The organism is Coleofasciculus sp. (assembly GCF_046539235.1).
Classification (GTDB): domain Bacteria; phylum Cyanobacteriota; class Cyanobacteriia; order Cyanobacteriales; family Coleofasciculaceae; genus Coleofasciculus.
In genome coordinates this window covers 1-21,091 of the sequence record NZ_JBKHHI010000076.1, presented here as the reverse complement: position 1 = coordinate 21,091, position 21,091 = coordinate 1, and the positions used below count along the sequence as shown (strand labels likewise).

Sequence of the window (21,091 nt, the reverse complement as noted above, 5' to 3'; positions counted from 1 at the left end):
TTTGACCTTCAGTGGGTGTGTAGGGGCGGGTTTTACTATTATCGTTTTTCACCTCACCCATAAGCAATTAAACCCGCCCTGACTCTCCCTGGTTCTAGACGTTCCACCGGAGGAGTCTCTACAATCTACAAGCTTCCCCCGTTCCTGCACACCCCTTCTCTGGAAAAAAATAGTGACAATCGCTTGGGGATCTGATAACAAATACTGGTGGCGGTTACAGGTACAATTGGGCGATGTGAGACCTCCTTGGGGATAACGCTCACAACTCCCCTAACCATAACCTTTCTGCCCTGTCTCTGATATCCCCTGACTATCGTCCGATTAGGGTGGGGAGTTAGGACTGTTCATCTCAAGTGTTGCTGGCTTAATAGGTAGTATCTTGGTGGATAATCGTTATTTTGTTTATGAAGTCGTTGGTTTGCGTCAGAGTGCAGCTACCGACACCCTCAACTACCCCATTCGTCGGAGTAGTTCTGTCTTGATCAGAGTTCCGTACAGCCGCATGAACCAAACGATGCGGCGAATTTCCCAATTAGGTGGCAAGATTCTCAGCATACGAAGCCTAACTCCTAACACAGAGCAAGAGAGTTGCTTCGCTTGGTGGGTAGAAATTGTCACCGCAGAACCTGCGGTCACTTACTACTTTGGACCCTTTGATACTCCAGAAGAAGCCGCGTCTTATGAAGCGGGTTACATTGAGGATTTAGAACAAGAGGGCGCTCAAGGGATCGCCGTGACGGTTAAATGGTGCAAGCCCGACAATTTAACAATTTTTTAAGCTTTCTGGGTCAGATCGCGTCAATTTTGACTAGAATCATGGTGATATTGTCCCGTCCGCCTTTTTCTTTGGCGGCGGCAATTAGGTTAGCGGCGATCTCTTCGCCATCCCCATGGGACTGGAGATGGGACGCGATCGCGGTATCCGAGAGTTCCTCAGTCAGTCCGTCGGTACAAAGGAGCAGGAAATCTCCTGACTGAATCTCCATGGACTCGACATCAACTGACTTTAAATCTTGGCGACCTAGACATTGGGACAACACATGACGCCAGGGATGCGTTCGCGCCTGTTCTGGAGTCAGATCCCCAGCTTTCATGGCGCGTGCTACCCAGGTATGGTCATCCGTCATTTGTTCGAGTTTTAATTGTCGCCATCGATAGAGGCGAGAATCACCCACATGAGCCAGCCAGGGCTGACCTTTACGGAAGATGACCACGACAGCCGTCGTACCCATGTCTGCCCGTTCGGGATGCTTTTTTTGATCCTCTAAGATCGCCTGATTAGCGTCGTAGAGGGCTTGTTCCAGTAACTTTTCCGAAGGGACTGAATCTAGCCATTGCCGCTCTAAACGTGCCTGAATGACCTCTGTAGCCAGTTGGCTGGCTTCTTGTCCCCCTGCATGACCGCCCATGCCGTCGGCGACAATAAAAAAGCGTCCCTTCGGATCGATGTAGTAATAGTCCTGGTTGACGGTACGAATTAAGCCCGGGTCAGTGAGACCCGTAAAGCGACATTTCATAAAGTTTGTGCTGTCGTCAATAACCTTATGGGATTTATAACATGCGATCGTATCGGTCGAGCCTTCGCAGTAAACGAATTAGGGCAACAGCGATCGCGGCGGCGACTAACGCCACAACTAATGCCAGCCCGACTTGACCATTAACAAATAAGATCGTAGCTGACAATGTGAATGCACTGAGTAGTAACGCATAATTTGTTCCTATCTGAATGCTACTCATGCGGCGCAAGATCCGATCCGACTCGATAGAACGAACCCGTAGACGTATATCTCCCCGTTCTAATTTTTCAATCGTATCCTCAATCCGCCGAGGTAATCCCAACGCCGTACTACTCACTTGAGCCGCTTGGCGTCCCAATTCATTCAAGAATGTATTACCCTCAGGGCTATTACCGTTAGTCATGATTTGCAGAGCAAAAGGTTTTGCCACTTCCATAAAGTTAAATTCTGGGTCTAAGCCCTTGCCCACTCCTTCCAAGGTGGAAAAGGCTCGCATCACAAACGTGAAGGTTGCCGGAAAGCGAAATGGCTGATCATAGGCAATTTCATAGAGATCGTCGCTAATTTCACTCACCGACTGATTCTCAAAGGGCTTATCCATAAAGTGATCCAGCATATACTGAATCGAACGCCGCACTGGACCCATATCATCAACCGGAGACAGGGCACCCAATTCGACCAGAGACCCGACCACTCGGTTGGCATCCTTTTGGGCAATGCCAAAGAGCGTCTCCATCAACTGTTCCCGGACATTCGCCTTAATCTGCCCCATCATACCGAAATCATAAAAAATCAGTGACCCTTCCGGACTAACTGCTAGATTGCCGGGATGGGGATCGGCATGAAAGAAACCGTCATTGAGCAACTGCTGAAGATAAGCTTTTGCCCCTAGTTGAGCCAGCAGTTTCCGATCCAATCCTGCGGCTTCTAATGCCTCGTAGTGACTAATCTTAATTCCTGGAGCATACTCTAGGGTTAAGACTCGATTTGAGGTATAGCGCCAATAGACACGCGGAACTTTTACCCAATTATAGGTGCGGAAATTGCGGCGGAAGGTATCGGCATTGCGACCTTCATTAAGATAATCAATCTCTTCCCAGAGAATACGACAGCATTCTTCATAAATGCCCATCCAGTCTCGACCTCGACCCCAATCGGGGTGATTTTGGAAGTAACGGGCAATCCCCTTGAGAATTTGTAGGTCTATCGTAAATAGTTTCCGCAAGCCCGGTCGTTGTACCTTGACCACAACCTCTTCTCCACTCTGGAGTTGAGCTTTGTGGACTTGTCCTAAACTGGCTGCTGCTAGAGGAATCGGATCAAAATTGCCAAAGAGTTCACTTACAGATTTCCCTAAATCTTGCTTGACAATTGCCTCAACTTGATCATAGTTAAAAGCTGGGACGCGATCCTGTAGTTTAGACAGTTCCTCTACATATTCACCAGGGAATAAGTCAGACCGAGTTGAAAATAGCTGTCCCACCTTGATGAAGGTCGGACCTAACTCCAAGAACGTATCTCGAATCCAGATTGCCTGTGTCTTACGACGAGCCGCCTGTTTGGCATCGGTCATGCCCCCTGGATAGCTCCAAGGTTTGCCGTTGAGCCACAACTGGAAGAGGAGGGTTAAAACAAATGTCCAAATATCGACAAATCGTCGATGTCGGGAATAGTTTTCCCGATTCCAACGATATGCCTTGTCTTGGTTTATCCCTCTTAGGGAACGTTGGCTAGACACCTGGCGTTCCTTATATTGTTTGAGGTTGACATAGTTATCAGAAACAGCAGACACCTAGATTCCTGAATGATGGTCTCCTCTTAATCTTAATAAAAATTCAAAATCTTTGAAAGCTAATAACACCCTAAGCGAGTATCTGTAATACCACATCTGGGTTGACTACCCCCTTTTTGGTAGAGACAAGGCAGATGGCTCCAAAGCAGATGGCTCCAAGGCTTCAAGGAAAAAGTATCCCAGGGATAGAGAAGATTCCCAAAGCGGATTGGTAAAAGCTGTAACGGGTGAAGGGAAAAGGGAAACACCTCCAGTATCACTCAAATCAAGTCACTGATTGATTGCGATAGAGCTGTAGTTCAGTCCGCAAGCGAGCAATTTCAGCTCGTAACTCGTCAATAGTAGCTTGTAGGTCAACGGATTGAGAACCAGTCGAAACAGTAGTACTAGAAGAGCGATCGCCCATGGCGATTTCCATTTCCTGTTGCGCCCTTTCCATGACTTGCTCAGTAAACTGTTGTAAATGCTCTCGCTGTTCAGCATCAAATTTGCCAAGTTCGCTAAGAGCATTCGTTAAGGAGTCTTCTACGCGATCGCCCAGAGTTTGAGCTAGCGATCGTCCGACAAAAAAGGCATGAATGACTGGATTGCTCATGGGGAAAATATTGTGGGTATCTGTAACGAATTATAACGTGCTAAAACGATTGGCGGAGAGCTGGGGGAGACAAGGGAGAGGGAGCAGATGGGGCGGGTTTAGTCCCATCCGGATCAGGTGAAAAACGAGAATAGTGAAACCCGCCCCTAAAAACCAGGTTCCCAACTAGCGCAGCCCAGGGTCAAAACATTTCCTGTTCCCGGTTCTGTGTGTCCTTTTCTCTGACAAATTTTGGAGGTTCGGAAACGGGCCAATCGCTACGGGGAGGAAAGGTTTGTTGGGTATGCAAAATCGTTGCTCCAGGTTCACTTGATTGATTTAGTCGTACAGCACAACCGAATCCAATACCGGCTGACGCCGCGATCGCTCCTGTCATGAACAAGGCTTGTAACGGTATTGAGGCTTGGGTTTTGGGATTGTTGATTGTTGAGTTGGGATGTTTTTCGACTGGCTGAGTGATAATTGGCTCAGGGATAGTAACAGACTCCTGAAGGGGAAGCTGCTTTAGCCAAGTGTCTATCGTTTGGGGACGGTTGTTGGGGATGAGTTCTAAACCATACTGTAATGCTTGTTGAATGGTGGGACTCAATTTAGACAGGGCTGGCTGAGAGGGTGAGGAAAATAGACAATCGTTTCCCTTGGCTGATAACCTCTGTCGCACAGGTGCGGGTAAGGGAGGATATCCGGTGAGTAAGCAGTAGAATGTGGCGGTTAAGGCATAGATATCAGTTTGTCGTGTCGCTGTGTTTGCCAAGGTGTTGTCTTCTGGAGGAGCATAGCCAGCAGAAAGGAAGCTGGCGTAGGTTTGTTTGATACCTGGGGTGAACTCATAGAGCATGCCAACTTCACATAACACAACGCGATCGCTATCCTGACGCCGAATAATGTTTTTGGGTTGGATATCTCGGTGGAGTAACTCGACTTGGTGTAGAACCTTTACCGCATCACTGATTTGACGGATATAGTTGATCGCCTCCGCCTCTGGCAAGGAACCCGCTTGCAGAACGTCTGCCAATGTCTGTCCAGGGATATATTCCATCACCAGGTAGGGATATCCCTTGTCCTCAAAATAGTCGAGGACGCGAACCAGATGAGGATGTTGGCAGTAATTCAAGCGTTTGGCAATGTCTAAAAATTCCTGCTTGAATTGATTAACATTGGGATGCTGGCGCAGCGCTTCCCCTAGGGTTTTGATCACAACCGATTGACCTGACTCAGTATCGGTTGCTTTGTAGGTAAGACTGAAAACACCCGCACCCAGTTGGGTACTGAGAACGTATTTTCCTTGGTTTAAGCCCCGTTCTGCCGTCAAGTTCATAAAAATTCACTCCCCACAAGCACAAATAATGCTATAGCCTAGATGGAGTATATCCAAATTGTGCCAAATCAACTCAACACCCAGTCTCTTGAGTCAAAACTTTCTTACTTAGAGCAAGGATAATGCTGCTCTAAAAATGCTTGGGCATCTGCCTTATTCTGAATCACGCCATCCAAAGTTGCGGCTAACAGGACATCTAATATCTCCTTATAGTGTGGTCCTGGCTTATACCCCAAGCGTTTGAGATCATTACCATTCAGAGGCGCTTGCACGGTTGCCAAGTTGGTGAAATAGTGCCACAACTTGCGCCGAATTGCTCTAGAACTATGGACGGCAATCAAAACCAATGTGGGTAATTTATACTGACGTAGTAGCAAAACGACTTCACTGGGACGCTGACATTGGGGTAGAGATTCCACCACTTCGGTTTGGGCTTGTCCGAGATGCTGCAGTCGCTCAATACTATCAATAGGCAGTTGTAAATTTTCTGCCACCTTGCTGCGTTCTTGAGGGTCTAGATAGGCAATTAACACCTCTAGACGCATCTGCCAATGTTTGAGGGTTTGATCCGGATCAAACCGTCGTAACCAACGGTCAATTAGACGAACCCGCCACCATAACAATGGGTCAAGCTTTAAGCTGGGATGAAGACAGCGCAACGCTCCGAGTGAGCCGATAAGTTGTAATGCCCGTTGCCAATAGGGGGCTTCTAGAATGTACTTTAATTCGGCTTTCAAGCGGGTTTCTAGGGCAGGGGCTCGCGTATTTGCACCTAGCGATCGCTCATAAACGCCACTCTCTAACGCATACTGGATATAGTCTTGGGTTTGGGGTTCCAGTTCAAAGCCTAAACGCACGGCAAACCGCACCGCTCGATAAATGCGGGTGGGGTCTTCGATAAAACTATTAGCGTGCAAGACGCGAATTTGACGCGATCGCAAATCTAACATCCCGCCAAAAAAATCCAGTAGGGGCAACGCCTCACCCCGCCTTCCGGTCAGTCGGGCTGCCATGGCGTTAATGGTAAAATCTCGTCGATAGAGATCCTGGCGAATAGAACTGGCTTCCACTTCCGGATTCGCCGCCGGATAGGGATAAAACTCAGTTCGAGCCGTGGCAATATCAATCCACAGGGAATCCAGCACCGGGTGATTATGCCACAGCAATGCTGCCGTTTGAAACGCCCCATGAACGTCTAAGCGAGCATTCGGGTAACGTTCACGCAAGGCTTTCGCCAAAGTTACACCTGCACCCACATCAGCCGCCCGATGAAACCCATCAACAACTAAATCCACATCTTCTAAAAGTAGCGGTTGGCTCTCATCCGCCAGCAATACATCCCGAACTGCTCCCCCCACCAAATAGAGATGCCAACCCCGTTCCTGGGCTTCCTGGGCGGCTTGAGTGAGCAATTGCCACAGGGCAGGAGCCAGACGTTCTCGCACATTCAGGAGGCGGGATGAGGGATAAGTCATCTGGATTGGGCAAGTCTCTCCCCAGCGCTCTTGATCTTGGCGCAATTGTCGCAGGACATCAGTACGAGTGACAATACCGACTAACTGCCCATTCTCTAACACGGGTAAGCGTCCAATATCGTAAGTCACCATCAGCGACTCAATTTCGGGCAGTGAGGTTTGGGGGGTAATGGTTTTCAGGTTTCGGGTCATATACCCTTTAACTGGAGCATGACCCAAACCGTGATGCAGTGCCAGATCAATATCTCGCCGTGAAATAATCCCGATTAACTGATCCTGTTCATCGACAACAGAAAGCCCAGAATGCCCATAACGCAGCAAAATCCGCTGCGCTTCGCCAACGGTGGTATCGGGGCGAATAGTTCGCACCGGGGATGACATTAACTCTAGGGCGCTTAGGGGTTGGGGAATTTGCTCCTTGAATTGATCAACGAGTTGGGGCAAAACCTCTGGGGGATTGTCATGGCGTAGGGTGACGGCGGCGGCTTGAGAATGCCCCCCTCCACCTAGGGGTTGTAAGAGCGCATTTAAATTCGTGCCAGGAATTCGCGATCGCCCGATGATCGTGAGACGGGATGATTTTGAGTGTTGAGTTTTGGATTCAGAATGACTACCCATTCCCCCATCTCCCCCATCTTCCTTATCTCCCTCATCTCCCTCATCTCCCCCATACTCCGCCGCCAGCAATAGGGCGTCGCTTTCAGTCAGGTCAACTAATCGTGAGGCTAAACTTGATAGTCCTGGTACATAGTCGGGGGTTTTCAGGAATACCCAAGAAATGGTATAACCTTGGTGATTTTGAGATTCTAACTGGTCTAGGGCTGTGGTGAACAGTTGTTGTAACTGGGGCGAAAGTCCTGGATCAACATAGTCAGCAATCTGGCGTATACTTGCCCCTTGTGCCATTAACCAAGCCAGGGCCATGGCATCCCGTGGGGTGGTTTGGTCAAAGGTTAAGGAACCTGTATCCACATGGATACCGAGTGCCATCACTGTGGCTTCGGCGGTGGTTAATTGGATTGAGGTTTGTTGTAATTGCTCGACGATGAGCGTTGTGGTGGCACCCACGGGTTCAATCTGTCGGAATGTGGCTGGAATATCACTATGAGTGTCGCCGTGATGGTCGTAAAGTTCAATGGCAGTAAGATGAGGTAAGTCCAACCATTGAGCAGCTTTACCTAAGCGATCGCGCTTTTGGGTATCCACCACGACGAGGGAATGAATTTGGTCTACTTTAACCGAACGTCGTTCAATCAAAGCATACTCATCCCGATGCAGTGCCAAAAAATCCCGAACCGCCGGGTGAGCGCCCCCGGTTAGGACAAGTTTGGCTCCTGTTTTCAGGCGTGTCAGCCCGACGGCTGCTCCTAGGGCATCAAAGTCGCTAATCGTGTGACACAAGATTAAGTCCATGGTTTGTCATTCGTCATTTGTCATTTGTCATTCGTCATTCGTCATTTGTCATTTGTTTGCTCCCTCTGCTCCCCCTGCTCCCCCTGCTTCCCCTGCTTCCCCTGCTTTCCCTGCTTCCCCTGCTCCCTCATCTCCCTTGTTGTTGATTTTCAGTTTTTGCAAAAAAGCGGGTCAATTTTTGGTAGCTTACAATCAGAAGGATTTAACGTCTTGAAAGGCACAACAGGAAATGTCTATCTTATTTCAAATATCACTGGCAGCTTTGGTCATTTTGTCATTCGTCATGGTGGTGGGCGTTCCCGTCGCCTATGCTACCCCCCAAAACTGGGAGCAATCAAAAAATTTGATTTGGATAGGTTCAGGGCTTTGGCTGGCTCTGGTCATTGTGGTTGGCGTCCTGAACTATTTTGTGGTAGCCTGACCTTCTCCCCGCCTGAATGATTAAATTCAGACGGGGCTTCTCCACCAACAGACAGATGCTCATGACGCGAGAGGGCAAAGATAGCCATGGCAGTTTTTGAGGGAAATTTTACATCAGCCAGCTCCCTGCGCTTGGCAATTATCATCGGTCGATTTAATGATCTCGTGACAGAGAAGCTATTAGCCGGGTGTCAAGATTGCCTGAAACGCCACGGTGTCGATCCAAATCCTCATGGCTCCCAAGTTGATTATATTTGGGTGCCAGGTAGTTTTGAAGTCCCTCTCATGGCTCGTCAAGCTGCCCTTAGCCACCGCTATGATGCGGTGATTTGCTTGGGCGCTGTCATTCGCGGTCAAACCCCCCATTTTGATTATGTGGCGGCTGAAGTCTCTAAGGGCATTGCCGCCGCTAGCTTTCAAACTGGAATTCCCGTAGTCTTTGGGGTTCTAACGGCTGATACGATGCAGCAAGCCTTAGAACGGGCAGGAATCAAGAGTAATAAAGGTTGGGAATATGCCATGAGTGCCTTAGAAATGGCGAGTTTAATGCAGCAGTTTAAGGGGCAAAATCGCTCAACCTCTTATAATGCTTATGATCCAGCCGGAACTACTCAGTCTTTGCCTGTTTCATCAGGACGGTCTCTTCCTTCAGAGTCAGCTTCTGAATACAATGAGTCTGGGAATTCATGATCTATGTAGAGACATGCCATGGCATGTCTCGCAGCAGAGGAGCTATGGCAAATAACCAATAACTTGACAAACCTGGATTATTCTGAGAAACTGTAAAAAGCAAAATAAAAAAAGCAAAATAAATGCGGGTATAGCTCAGTGGTAGAGCGTCACCTTGCCAAGGTGAATGTCGCGCGTTCGAATCGCGTTACCCGCTTAACTAAAAAGCGAAGCTCCAATAGCTCCGCTTTTTGTGTATAGTTTGTTGCATATAATTTGTCGATGCCCAATCAAAAATTGGTGAAGGGAAAGGAAAGCGCTAATATTAGAGCATGGGCGTCTACAAGAAAATCTCGGTGGGGAATTTGTGGGGATAAGTTTAAGCTATAGTGATTTACTATGCAAGTTTATCGTGTAATCAGGAACACTCAATCATCAACGTAATCTTGGTTTTGAATAGCGCTTGTGCCACCTCAGAAAGGTCAAAAGATAGATTTAAGTAAGGAATATCCCTGCCCTTGTCGGCGGCGGGGGTGTTTAGTGCCGATTACCCTGACAGAAGCCTTTGGCTGTAATCGCTGTCAGCAGATTTTCGTTCTTGAAGAAAATGGGCTGATAATCGAGCAATTATCGACGACTTATCCCTACAAAAAAACCTGGCGTTGGACAGGTCATCGCTGGGTGAGTACCCAGGGGAATCTTGGGGAAAGCTACCTACCTGTAGCCCTCTTAATCGTGCTGGTTTTGCTGATTGTCTGGTTACCCCTAGCGCTGCAATCTCCAACCGGTCCTTCTATAATTCTCTGGGCATTACTGGCAGTGATTTTAGCAGTGTTGCCAGCGCTTATGGTGTGGTTAGCTTATCGGCGTTCGTAAATGATGGATATGGAAGCCTCTGATCCTACACCTCAGTCCAACCCTGTGATTGCCAGAGCATATCGGGCATCTGTGGTTTTGGCAACGACAAAAGGAGTTGAACGCTCCCGTGGCGTTCAAGCGATGGTAAAAGCCTTGCAAAATGCGTTTGATGATATCTTGGATGCCAATACCATGGACTTGGAAGCCAGTCGAGAAATGGCAGTTCCTGATTTGGTATTAGATTGGCTGAAGCTGACGCCAGAACGACTCCAGATTGCGATTGGGATTTTGCAGCGGATTGGGGAATTATCTGATCCGATTCGTCGGGTGATGAATGCGTCTTATCAACTTGACCATTCTCAAACCTATTGTCAAATGATGCCGTTAGGCGTGATTGCCTTAATTTATGAGGCGTTCCCTGAATTAGGTGCGATCGCGGCGGGTTTTTGCATGAAAACGGGAAACAGTTTGATATTAAAAGGAAGTAGCGAAGCCAGTCAATCCAATCAAGTGATTGCCCAAGCGTTACAGAACGCCTTGGACGAGGCGGGTTTACCCTCAGGCTGTTTGGAATTGTTCCCTTCAGAACAGGGGGCTTCTATGCGAGATTTAGTCACAGGGGATGACTATTTAAACTTGGTGATTCCTTACGGACGTCCGACGCTAGTGCAGCAAGTTTTGCAACAAGCAACGGTACCCGTTTTAAGATCAGCAATGGGGAACTGCTATCTCTACTGGTCCGAATCAGGGACTTGGGATGGGGTGCGATCGATTATTTTAGACAGCCACGCTAGTATACCTGATCCCGTGAATGCGATTGAAAAAGTCTTGATCCATCGCAATCAAAAGCCATCCTCTTTAATGAATCTGTGTAAGAGTTTGAGCGAAAAAGGCTTCAAACTCAAAGCTGATGCCGAGTTAGTGGCAAAATTCCCGGAACAGCTAACGTTAGCATCCGAATCGGAATGGAGTCAACCTTATTTAGATAAGGTTGTAGCCTTTAAATTAGTCGATAACACCGAAGATGCGATCGCGTGGATTAATCAATACAGTAGTCGCCACGCTGACTGCTTAGTTACCGAGTCTTATCTGGAAAGTCGCCAATTTTCCCTAAAAGTGGATAGTGCTTCGGTTTATCTCAATTCCTCACCGCGATTTTCCCGTAATCCCGAACGTGGGGACTCGGTGTTTTTGGGGATGTCTAATCAGAAAGGTTATCGTCGCGGGATGATTACGTTGGAGACGTTAACCACACTGAAACAAGTAGTTCAGGGGAATGGGCAGTTTTAGTTATTAGTCATTGTTTGTAGTAAGCACTTAAGTGCTTACTACAAACTTGCTTCCTGCATCTACCTTATCCTAAGGATTGCGTCGTCGAAATTCCGCCGGGGTTAAGCGTAGGGGTTGTTCCGGGTTCCAAATGCCATATCCCATAATCCTGGCGTATTCCTGAGCGCGGATTAGGCGTTCATTATATTTATTATTAGGCGATCGCGGTGTCGCTAAAACATATCCTTCTTTAATCAGTTGCTCATTGAGCATGACTCCATCATGCCAAACGTAGGCTAACCAACGACCAAAACTGTCTTTGGTTTGCACATCAGGTTCTAAGAAAACCGATTGCAGTACCAGTTGTTGACCCCTCGTTTCACCGATAAGTTGTTCAATCCGAGTTTTGGCTGCGTTTCCCCAAGGCTGTTGTCTCAAGTCGGGTGATTCTATACCAATTAACCGTACCCGAACAATTAAAGCGGGTTGTTGGGTGGTATCTAATACCTCTATGGTTTGTCCACTAACAACTTGTTGGACTTGTACAGGGATACCAGGAGTAACTTGTTTAGATTGACATCCCCCCAGTAAAAGGAGAAAACTACAGCCAATCAGGAGGGCGATGAGGCGGCTGGGATAAGCTGTACTGCTGTTCACGTTAGCCGTGTGGCGTTTTGATCCCCCCCAGCCCCCCGGAGAAATCAAAGCGAAGCATCCGCTGGTTTCCCCCTTTTGAAGGGGGACGGAAGGGGGATCTATCAGGGGGGAGTGGCTGAAATAGAGGGAGCGACTGTGCTGTTTAATCCTCATCTAAGGGCAATCCAAACCGAACCTTGCCTTTACCAAAATAGCGCCCAAACTGGAGTTCGTAGACTTCATCTTCATCCTGGGTTTCGACTTCTATGTCAGAACGGGGATAACCCACACATAAAAGCGCGTAACCTCTTTGGCGCAGCGCTGGAGACAGTCCCATGGCTTCCGGTTGATAGATTTCACCGGAGAGGACACGCACTGCACAGGTGGTGCAAGCACCATTCCGACAAGAAAACGGGAGTTGTACGCCTTGGTCTTCAGCGGCTTGGAGAATATAGCGATCGCTGGGAACTTCTAGGGTATGTTGGGTGTTCGTTTGGCGATGGTGAATGGTAATTTTATAGAATCGAGTCATCCCTTTCATGTATAATTACAGATTGTGTGCTAAGTTTGATACTGTTAAGTCTCGCACACATCATAATAAACCCCCTGGAGAGGTGGCCGAGCGGTTTAAGGCGCAGCACTGGAAATGCTGTTTAGGGGAAACTCTAACGAGGGTTCGAATCCCTCCCTCTCCGTTGACAAGACGGTTGAATCATTCTAAGCCTGAGGTGTCTGGTGTAGCCGGAACAGTCCGAGGTCTCTGAGTGGCGATGCGGATAGAAATCAGGTAAAGACCACCCGCGATCAGCACGGCAAAGATTAGTAGCAGGATTCTCACCCAGGTCTTTTGATGCCAATTTTTTGGTTCTGGCTCATGCATCAGTTTTGCGCCACCCCTGGTATTGCTTCAAATAAACTAATTGTAACGAGGCAGGTGAATCATCCCCCCACAGGGGATGCTACCCTAAGGGTAACTGGCGAGTCTTAATTTCCATCCTTGGAACAGACGCCAGTAAATGTTCCATCAATTGATAGGATAGTCTTGTGGTTGCCACTCCTGAAAAAGTCCAATCAATACCCACATCTAACCCAGAAGGCGGCGATCGCGTTGCTGTCTTACTCATGGGTTACGGGGAAGTCGAAAGTTACGAAGACTTTGCCAACTATAATGAGCAAGCCTTAAACTTATTAACCGCTAAGTTCGCGCCTGTACCCACCTGGGTGTATCCGCCCTTAGCCAAACTGTTAGCCGTTTTTGATTTCCATGAGTGGGGACATCAGCACAACAACTTCATCTCCCCCCACAACCAAATTTTTGAGCAGCAACGGGCCGGAATTGAACAACACCTGCAAGAAAAATGGGGCGATCGCGTCCAAGTCTTTAAGGCGTTTAACTTCTGCGCTCCATTTTTACCGGAACAGGTACTGGAGCAAGTTAAAGCCCAAGGCTTTGATAAACTGCTAATTTATCCCCTCCTCGTCGTTGATTCTATCTTCACCAGTGGGATTGCTGTCGAACAGGTGAATAATGCCTTAGTCAAGTTGACTGAGGGCGACGAACATTGGATCAAAGGACAACGGTATATCCCCTCGTTTTACAACGAACCCGCCTACATTAACTTGATGGCGCAGATGGTAGAGGAAAAAATCGCGGCTGATTTAGCCTCTGCTTACTTACCCTCTCAAATTGGCATTGTTCTGATGAACCACGGCTGTCCCCACGAGGCAAAAGGGTTTACCTCCGGCATCATGGAAAGTGAGGCACTTTATGAACGGGTACGGGAGAAGCTGATTTATAAGTATCCCCTGATTTCTGTGGGTTGGTTGAATCACCAAACGCCTCTGATTAAGTGGACACAGCCCAATGCTGAGTTAGCGGCGAAGAATCTGATTGATTTAGGGGCAAAAGCGATCGTATTTATGCCGATTGGCTTTGCTACAGAAAATCATGAAACCTTGCTGGATGTTCATCATATCATCCACGCTTTAGAGCATCGTAGCCCTAATGTGACTTATGTACAGATGCCCTGTGTCAATGACCATCCTGACTTTTTAGCCATGGTGGCAGATTGGGCAAATCCTCAGATTGAAGCACTGTTAAGCGAAACTGCGATCGCGGTTAATCCGGAATCAGCTTCCAGTCATCATCATCACCATCATCATCACCACGATCATTAAACCTAAGATCCCCGACTTCTTCAAGAAGTCGGGGATCTGATTAAGAGAGTTAGCCTTCCTTCACCTCCCATCGAAACAGCCGGGGAAGCTGGGCTAAATCTAGGAGATAGTTACCTGCCCAGAGAATAATTTCTATAATTAACAAAGTCCTTACCCACATCAATTCGCTATCAGAATTCAGGATAGTGAGTCCCTCATATAATTGCCATAGGCGATAAGGCAGGTATAAGTAGGGAACCATTACCCAAACAACCGATTGAAACTGTTTTAATGTGATTATCTCCGATACAATTTGTAATCCTAGCATCAAAAAATAGGAGGCAAGTACAGTTAACACTGTAGAATAGTTCCACCAGACGCCCCAGAGAAGCATAACGACTAGGGGAACCAAGACTCCGATAACCTGAACTGTACCAAACCAAATTTTAAACCATCCCGGCAAGGGTTCAGGAATAGTGAAAGGTTTAGCCTTCCGCCACGCCCAGCCGACAATTGCGGTAAACCCAGTGGCAACGATAAAGAAAGCTAGATTTTCTAAAAATAGGTATAAATTAGTATTGACAGAAGTCATAAGTAGTTTACCAAAATTAAAGTTGACAATTGAGATTAGGAAGGAACAGGGAATAGTGAACAGTGAGCAGTAAGGATTTGAGGCTTGTTAACATTTCTTAGTACAGCGGACATAATTTATGTCCAGGTACTTATAATGATGATCCGTAATAGCTGGATTGTCGGGTAAATAGCTTTGGACAACAATTTATTGATGATTTGTCATTTTCTCATAGGTACTCCTAGTTCCGGCAAGTCTACTCTAGCGGCAAAACTGACTCAACTTGAACCCAAAGCGGTGATTGTGTCCACAGACGCGATCCGGGCGCAGCTATTTGGGGATGAGAACATCCAAGGGGATTGGTCATTGATTGAGACGCAAGTGTTGCAGCAAATTCATCGGTCTATTGCCGATGGAAACCCGGTGATTTACGACGCGACGAATGCCAAACCCGAATGGCGGCGATCGCTGTTACCCAAGATATCCGGTGAAACCGTGCGCTGGCTAGCCTGGTATCTCACCACTCCCCTGGAAACCTGCAAAGCTTGGAACCGACAGCGCCAGCGCCAAGTCGCTGATCAGGTGATTGAGGACTTTTATCGCACATTGCGAGATCATCCGCCTCAAACCAGCGAGGGATTTTTAGCGGTGAATTCGGTCAATATAGCGGATACAGAATCGGATATCTGGCAAATGTTCAACCGTTTTGATAAACCAATCAATCTGTAGAGACGTTGCGTGCAACGTCTCTACATCTCCAGTAAGGTTAAATATAGGCAGGATTGAAGGGATTCATCGATTAGGATGACTGACGAACATAAGGCTGACGTACCATCGGCTGATTCTCAGCAGGTGCAAAAACCAACGGAAGGGACACCCTCAGAGTCGGTTGATAACTCCTGGGCGAATCGCATGGCTGAACTCTGGACTACAGCCAGCAATCGCTTGCAGAAACTCCTCCCCACCGAACAAGTGACACAAACGGTTATTGACTGGTTTAGTGTTAATGAGGCGCAAGTCGCTGAAATTTTGGCTTCGGTGCGGAAAGAACTACCGACAACCCAAGCGCTGCTGATTGGCAAACCCCAATCGGGAAAAAGTTCCATTGTGCGGGGATTGACTGGGGTTTCGGCGGAGATTGTGGGTCAGGGATTTCGTCCCCATACACAATATACTGAGCGTTATGCCTATCCGTCGAATGACCTACCGTTGCTGATTTTCACCGATACTGTGGGTTTGGGTGATGTCAACCGAGAAACGCCGATCATTATTCAGGAATTGGCGGGTGAATTGCAAGAGGATACTCATCGTGCCAGAATCCTGATTTTGACGGTGAAAATTAATGACTTTGCTACGGATACACTGCGACAGGTGGCTGAACAGTTACAAGAGGAATATCCCCAGATTCCCTGTTTGCTGGCTGTCACCTGCTTACATGAACTTTATCCAACTGATGTCGTTGATCATCCTGCTTATCCGCCAGACTATGAAGAGGTGAATCGCGCCTTTGCTGGGATTCAGCAGGCTTTTAAGGGACTTTATAATCGGGCGGTTATGATTGATTTTACCCTAGAAGAAGATGAGTATAATCCCGTATTTTATGGCTTAGAGGCACTCAGCGATGCCTTAGCTGAGTTATTACCAGAAGCCGAATCTCGTGCCATTTCTCAATTATTGGCACAGGGAGACGCAGGTCAGCAACTGGGTAATCTCTACCGGGATGTCGGGCGACGTTATATTGTAGCCTTTTCGATTATGGCAGCAACATTGGCGGCTGTACCGTTACCTTTTGCCACAATGCCCGTTTTAACTGCGCTGCAAGTCTCACTGGTTGGGTTGTTGGGGAAATTGTATGGACAAACGCTGACGCCTTCTCAAGCTGGAGGAGTTGTGAGTGCGATCGCGGGGGGGTTTGTCGCCCAAGCTGTGGGACGAGAATTAATCAAATTTTTACCCGGTTTAGGGAGTGCGATCGCGGCGTCTTGGGCGGCGGCTTATACTTGGGCATTGGGTGAAGGGGCTTGTGTTTATTTTGGGGATTTAATGGGCGGGAAAAAACCTGATCCTGAGAAAATTCAATCGGTGATGCAAGAAGCGTTTCAGTCGGCTAAAGAACGATTTAAAGGTATAAAGTAAACCTGACAACTAGCCCGGAGTTCAAACTCCGGGCTAATAGCCCAAGTCCATTTTAATGGACTAAAATTCTTATTCAGTCGTCTTCAACTTTAGCTTTCAGCCTTGGGTTTAAACTCAAGGCGGTTGGTGAGACTGTGGTCAAAGTATAGCAACCGCCATAGCGGTTAGGACACATCATTTATGTAGAGACGTTGCATGCAACGTCTCTACAATGGTGCCGAAAGTCCTAATCGATGTGTCTACTGCTATAATTGCCAGCCGTGCTAATCCAACATTCATTCTCGCAGGTAAGATAAGGAAACATATTGATCAAGGGTATTCAGATGGCAACCATCACACTTGAGCTTACGCCAGAACTCGAACAACAGTTACGGGATGAGGCTGCCCAACAAGGTCTTGATCCCAATCATTACATTGTAAATGCTCTGAAAGAACACTTGCGACCCGTTCAGTGTACTGCTTCCCGCCTGTCAAAGGCTGAAGCTGACTTATTGCAAAACATTAATTTGGGTTTACCACCACAAAGATGGGAACAGTATCATGCCCTGCTGGCTAAACGCCGTGCTGAAATCTTAACACCTGAGGAACAGGCAACATTAATTGAGATCTCCGACCAAATTGAACAAGCCAATGCTTGTCGAATTCAGTATTTAATTGAACTGGCAAGTTTGCGAAACACCTCATTGGAGACACTCATGCAGGAATTAGGCATTAAAGCCCCTGCCTATGTCTGAGCCAAAGTTAACAGCGAAACAGAAGGAAGCTGTTGCTCGTCGTGCTGATGGATGTTGCGAGTACTGTCGCACTCAGGCTCGTTTTTCACCCGATCCCTTTTCAATCGAACATATTACACCTCGTTCAAAAGGTGGAACCGATGAGAATGACAATCTAGCTTTGGCTTGCCAAGGATGCAACAACCGTAAGTACACGCATATTGAGGCACGCGATCCTGTGAGTGGAAATTTAGTATCGTTGTATCACCCTCGCCGCCAGAGGTGGGCAGACCAGTTTAGCTGGAATGAAGACTTTACAATAGTGATTGGTTTGACTCCAACTGGACGTGCAACTGTGGAGCGGTTGCAGCTTAATCGTGAGGGCGTGGTTAATTTGCGGCGAGTGCTACGCATAATTGGTCAGCATCCTCCAATAGATTCTGATCAGGTTTAATACTTTTCTAAGGCTGCCAGCAAAAGAATAAGTCATCTTAGTGTATATAGGATTAAATTAATCTAGTTTAGAGAAGGAACTAGATTAGATTCGTCAGACAGTGGCTTGAAAATGCTGATCAGTGTAATCATAGTGGAATAAGTGGGAACACTTACCTTAAGTTGGAAATAACATAAGCATTCCGCAATCAGGTACATTGTGTCAGTACGAACAGAACTACTACTTAGTCTCAGACAGGAAGTTCTTGGTCCAAGAGAATCCTGCTTTGAAGTTTTGCCAAGTAGCCAAGATCCGCGTAATGAATTCATAACAGGCGTCCTTATTCCCAAAGATGCTAGTGATGAGGATGCAAAGGAAATTGAGGGTGAGGCTGAGACGTTAGGGACTGGGATAGACGAGTATGGCGACGATGATTCAGATGAAGAAGTGCCAGTTGCCGCAGCTGCACCAGTTTTAGATCCCAAAACTCAGCCGCGATCGCTGGGTATTTCCTTTTTTGTTAGCGCTAAAGATGGGCATGAGCCACATATAGCAATTTGTGCAACTTGGGCGCGGTATCGTGATGAGAGAAATCCGCAGGGTAAGCAAGTCTTCAGGCGAGTTCCCCAATGCTACATGACACCTGAATCGATTCCTGTCACTGAGAACCGAATAATCGGTGCAACAGACCATGTTAACATCAGCCTTCGGTGTGTACCCCGTCCTGATAACACCTACAAGGTATCGATTTACCTAGTTAATGAAACTTCCCTAATCGATCCACTGGAAGAGTCGGGGAAGAGACGCTTTCAGACCAGTGACATGATTTTTCAGCCTCAGATTCGGGTTGTTTGTGGGCATAATACAGAGCTTTTGCCCTTTGATAGTTTTCAGCCTTCTGACGAAAAACCTGAGCCTGGAAGTCTTGAGGAGGAGGATGAGTCATTAGCACTGATATACCAAGACTATCAAGCTTACGCTCGTGGTCACTTGTGCGCGGCTGTCTGGAAAGAAATCGATCCTGAGCGCCCTTGTCAGACAGAAAACCCTTTAAAGTGGATCGACGGGGAAGTTGTCGAATCTCAGTACGGAAAAGGGCAATGGCAGAAGTTTGTTTTGCCTGACTGTCGGACAGAATATGTACCCTCATGCCCAGTGCAATCTCCTGAAATTGATTGGGATTTAAAAGAAATGGGGCAAGCTCCCGATCTTAGTACAGCTAAACTAGCAGAAAATTGGAATCCAACGGCAATGCGTGAAGCACTGCAACCGCTTGTAGATGGGTACGGAGCTTGGATAAATAAACAAAACGATAAAGTTAGTGAGTTAGATTCCAGATATCATCGAGCCGCTAATCGGCACTTAGCCATCTGCCGTCAAGCATGGCAACGAATGCAGGAAGCCATTGATTTGATTGCTCAGAATGAAGAGGTTAGATTGGCATTTTGCTTTGCCAATAAAGCAATTGACTTGCAAGCATCTTGGAGAAGACGAGGGCAGGATTTTAAGTGGCGACCTTTCCAATTAGCGTTCATCTTGATAAATATACCTGCGATCGCTAATCCTCTACACCCAGATCGCAGGACTTGCGACTTACTGGCGTTTGCCACTGGTGGTGGTAAGACTGAAGCCTATCTGGGTCTAGCGGCTTTCACAATGGGATTAAGACGGTTACGCTCCCCCAAGGATTCTCACGGCGATCGCACTGGACATGGCGTTAGTGTTATTTCTCGGTATACGCTAAGACTCTTGACGATTCAACAGTTCCGTCGGGCTTTGGGGTTAATCGTTGCCTCTGAAGTGTTGCGAGTAGAAAACTTAGGAAGCGGACGTCCTGTTGGCTGGCGACCTAAAGATTATAACTTGAAAGAGAATAATATTTGGGGAACTACTCGCTTCTCGGCGGGTTTGTGGGTTGGGGGCAGCGTTACACCTAACGCTTTGAAAGATAAGTTTGTTCCTCCTAAAAATTCTTTGCCTGGTGCTATTTCAGCCTTGGAAGGTAAAAGGGGAGTAGAGGGAGAACCCGCTCAGATTCTTAATTGCCCCTGTTGTGGTTCAATTCTGGCTATTCCCAAAGATGGATTGAGCGCAAAACGAGAGCCATATACGATCTCTTTGGTGATGAAAGGAGACGTGAACTTACAGAGACTTTCTAACCAAGTGATCCCGTTAGATGAGATGACGACAGCTCCGAGTTTTTCGGTTGATAAAAGCAGCCTTGCTGATGACTACATAACACTATACATAATTTTTTCTATCAAGCCAGGGATGAGGGTTTCAGCCGGAAAATTAGACCATTGGTGGAGCAATCAGGTTCAGTCTTCCTTGCATCCGGCAAGATTAGTGCCATTTAGGAGCAGCAGACCAGGATATTTTAAAAAAGCGTATAAAGGTAGTCGAGGTGCAGATAATATTGAAAACTTTGAAATATATTGTCCTAATCCCAAATGCCGTATAAACACAGATAAAATCTGGAACGAAAAAATCCCAATCCCGTTTAATCAAAAATGTATTGGCTCTTTAGATACACCAGAAAACTTTGTTTTGGAAAAGCCATTAGAAGCCTTTCAACATAACTCAAACTCTTTAAGGATACCGATTTCTGCCTTTACAGTTGATGATCAAATCTATTCCCGTATTCCTTCTCTGTTAGTCGCTACGGTAGATAAATTTGCTCGTCTCGCATTTGAGCCAAGAGCGGGAGCGCTTTTTGGCAATATCAATCACTATCATAGTAGAACAGGCTATTACCGTGATAATGAGGGAACTAATGCTCCTTCTCCCAAAACTCATGTTAAAAGAGTCAATCCACTTTTACCACCTGACCTCATTCTACAAGATGAGCTTCATTTAATTGAAGGTCCGCTTGGGAGTATGGTTGGTCTTTATGAGACGGCTGTTGATACCCTATGCGAACAACTCCATCAAGGCAGAACCGTCAGTCCCAAATATATTGCTTCTACGGCAACAGTGCGACAGTCTCAATCGCAAGTGCAATGCCTATTTGACCGTACTGTTTTTCAATTTCCACCTCCTAGTTTATCAGCAGCCGACAGTTTCTTTGCCCGAACACCAGCGAATGTTCACCCAGTAGATACAGATACCAACAATCAGCA

Annotated in this window: 20 protein-coding genes and 2 tRNA genes; 13 read left to right on the top strand and 9 right to left on the bottom strand. The window is 47.1% G+C overall.

Going from position 1 to position 21,091, the window contains the following annotated elements; genetic code table 11:
• The first annotated feature begins 382 nt into the window (after positions 1-382).
• Positions 383-778 (top strand): DUF1816 domain-containing protein, encoded by a 396-nt coding sequence (locus ACLFWI_RS09415; RefSeq protein ID WP_446412724.1) that lies wholly within the window; start codon positions 383-385, stop codon positions 776-778.
• A 10-nt stretch (positions 779-788) separates the two neighbouring features.
• Here ACLFWI_RS09415 and ACLFWI_RS09410 read toward each other — a convergent pair whose 3' ends face one another.
• From ACLFWI_RS09410 to ACLFWI_RS09390, 5 genes are all read right to left on the bottom strand, one after another.
• Positions 789-1,517, bottom strand: coding sequence for a Stp1/IreP family PP2C-type Ser/Thr phosphatase (locus ACLFWI_RS09410; protein ID WP_446412723.1), 729 nt, complete (start codon positions 1,515-1,517; stop codon positions 789-791).
• 34 nt (positions 1,518-1,551) lie between these two features.
• Positions 1,552-3,255 carry an ABC1 kinase family protein gene (locus ACLFWI_RS09405; protein ID WP_446412727.1) on the bottom strand — a complete coding sequence of 568 codons (1,704 nt, stop codon included), beginning with the start codon at positions 3,253-3,255 and terminating at the stop codon, positions 1,552-1,554.
• A gap of 319 nt (positions 3,256-3,574) precedes the next feature.
• A complete protein-coding gene (locus ACLFWI_RS09400; RefSeq protein WP_044208147.1) occupies positions 3,575-3,904 on the bottom strand; it encodes a DUF6825 family protein in 330 nt (109 codons plus the stop codon).
• Positions 3,905-4,085: 181 nt separating this feature from the next.
• The gene (locus tag ACLFWI_RS09395; RefSeq protein ID WP_446412722.1) at positions 4,086-5,222 is read right to left on the bottom strand and encodes a serine/threonine protein kinase; all 1,137 of its coding nucleotides are present in this window, start codon (positions 5,220-5,222) and stop codon (positions 4,086-4,088) included.
• 104 nt (positions 5,223-5,326) lie between these two features.
• Entirely contained in the window at positions 5,327-8,110 is a 2,784-nt protein-coding gene (locus tag ACLFWI_RS09390; RefSeq protein WP_446412721.1) for a CBS domain-containing protein, read from the bottom strand.
• A gap of 229 nt (positions 8,111-8,339) precedes the next feature.
• On the opposite strand from ACLFWI_RS09390, the gene psbZ reads away from it, so the two are divergent.
• From psbZ to ACLFWI_RS09365, 5 genes are all read left to right on the top strand, one after another.
• Positions 8,340-8,531, top strand: coding sequence for a photosystem II reaction center protein PsbZ (gene psbZ / locus ACLFWI_RS09385; protein ID WP_446378093.1), 192 nt, complete (start codon positions 8,340-8,342; stop codon positions 8,529-8,531).
• Between the two features lie 86 nt (positions 8,532-8,617).
• Complete coding sequence (ribH, locus tag ACLFWI_RS09380) at positions 8,618-9,220, top strand: 6,7-dimethyl-8-ribityllumazine synthase (RefSeq protein WP_446412720.1); 603 nt, start codon at positions 8,618-8,620, stop codon at positions 9,218-9,220.
• Positions 9,221-9,344: 124 nt separating this feature from the next.
• Positions 9,345-9,416: transfer RNA gene (locus tag ACLFWI_RS09375), tRNA-Gly, on the top strand.
• 248 nt (positions 9,417-9,664) lie between these two features.
• On the top strand, positions 9,665-10,075 hold the full coding sequence (locus tag ACLFWI_RS09370; protein WP_446412719.1) for a hypothetical protein: 411 nt from the start codon (positions 9,665-9,667) through the stop codon (positions 10,073-10,075).
• 9 nt (positions 10,076-10,084) lie between these two features.
• A complete protein-coding gene (locus ACLFWI_RS09365) occupies positions 10,085-11,347 on the top strand; it encodes a glutamate-5-semialdehyde dehydrogenase (RefSeq protein WP_446412726.1) in 1,263 nt (420 codons plus the stop codon).
• Positions 11,348-11,416: 69 nt separating this feature from the next.
• On the opposite strand, the gene ACLFWI_RS09360 is transcribed toward ACLFWI_RS09365, so the two are convergent.
• Both ACLFWI_RS09360 and ACLFWI_RS09355 read right to left on the bottom strand, forming a co-directional pair.
• Positions 11,417-11,983 carry a thermonuclease family protein gene (locus ACLFWI_RS09360; protein WP_446412718.1) on the bottom strand — a complete coding sequence of 189 codons (567 nt, stop codon included), beginning with the start codon at positions 11,981-11,983 and terminating at the stop codon, positions 11,417-11,419.
• A 142-nt stretch (positions 11,984-12,125) separates the two neighbouring features.
• Positions 12,126-12,494 (bottom strand): 2Fe-2S iron-sulfur cluster-binding protein, encoded by a 369-nt coding sequence (locus ACLFWI_RS09355; RefSeq protein ID WP_446412725.1) that lies wholly within the window; start codon positions 12,492-12,494, stop codon positions 12,126-12,128.
• 76 nt (positions 12,495-12,570) lie between these two features.
• On the opposite strand from ACLFWI_RS09355, the gene ACLFWI_RS09350 reads away from it, so the two are divergent.
• Positions 12,571-12,657: transfer RNA gene (locus ACLFWI_RS09350), tRNA-Ser, on the top strand.
• Between the two features lie 17 nt (positions 12,658-12,674).
• Here the strand turns inward: ACLFWI_RS09350 and ACLFWI_RS09345 are convergent.
• The gene (locus ACLFWI_RS09345) at positions 12,675-12,842 is read right to left on the bottom strand and encodes a hypothetical protein (RefSeq protein WP_446410110.1); all 168 of its coding nucleotides are present in this window, start codon (positions 12,840-12,842) and stop codon (positions 12,675-12,677) included.
• 164 nt (positions 12,843-13,006) lie between these two features.
• On the opposite strand from ACLFWI_RS09345, the gene ACLFWI_RS09340 reads away from it, so the two are divergent.
• Entirely contained in the window at positions 13,007-14,140 is a 1,134-nt protein-coding gene (locus ACLFWI_RS09340; protein WP_446412717.1) for a ferrochelatase, read from the top strand.
• Positions 14,141-14,189: 49 nt separating this feature from the next.
• Here the strand turns inward: ACLFWI_RS09340 and ACLFWI_RS09335 are convergent, their stop codons facing one another.
• On the bottom strand, positions 14,190-14,711 hold the full coding sequence (locus tag ACLFWI_RS09335; RefSeq protein WP_446412716.1) for a hypothetical protein: 522 nt from the start codon (positions 14,709-14,711) through the stop codon (positions 14,190-14,192).
• 192 nt (positions 14,712-14,903) lie between these two features.
• Between ACLFWI_RS09335 and ACLFWI_RS09330 the strand changes: the two genes are divergently transcribed.
• From ACLFWI_RS09330 to ACLFWI_RS09310, 5 genes are all read left to right on the top strand, one after another.
• Positions 14,904-15,419 carry an AAA family ATPase gene (locus tag ACLFWI_RS09330; RefSeq protein WP_446412715.1) on the top strand — a complete coding sequence of 172 codons (516 nt, stop codon included), beginning with the start codon at positions 14,904-14,906 and terminating at the stop codon, positions 15,417-15,419.
• A gap of 75 nt (positions 15,420-15,494) precedes the next feature.
• The gene (locus ACLFWI_RS09325) at positions 15,495-16,826 is read left to right on the top strand and encodes a GTPase family protein (protein WP_446412714.1); all 1,332 of its coding nucleotides are present in this window, start codon (positions 15,495-15,497) and stop codon (positions 16,824-16,826) included.
• A gap of 323 nt (positions 16,827-17,149) precedes the next feature.
• Complete coding sequence (locus tag ACLFWI_RS09320; RefSeq protein ID WP_044208142.1) at positions 17,150-17,560, top strand: hypothetical protein; 411 nt, start codon at positions 17,150-17,152, stop codon at positions 17,558-17,560.
• Positions 17,553-17,993 (top strand): HNH endonuclease, encoded by a 441-nt coding sequence (locus ACLFWI_RS09315; protein WP_446412713.1) that lies wholly within the window; start codon positions 17,553-17,555, stop codon positions 17,991-17,993. The genes ACLFWI_RS09320 and ACLFWI_RS09315 overlap by 8 nt, the downstream gene beginning before the upstream one ends.
• A 198-nt stretch (positions 17,994-18,191) precedes the next feature.
• The coding region (locus tag ACLFWI_RS09310) for a DISARM system helicase DrmA (RefSeq protein ID WP_446412712.1) at positions 18,192-21,091 on the top strand (2,900 nt) is incomplete at its 3' end.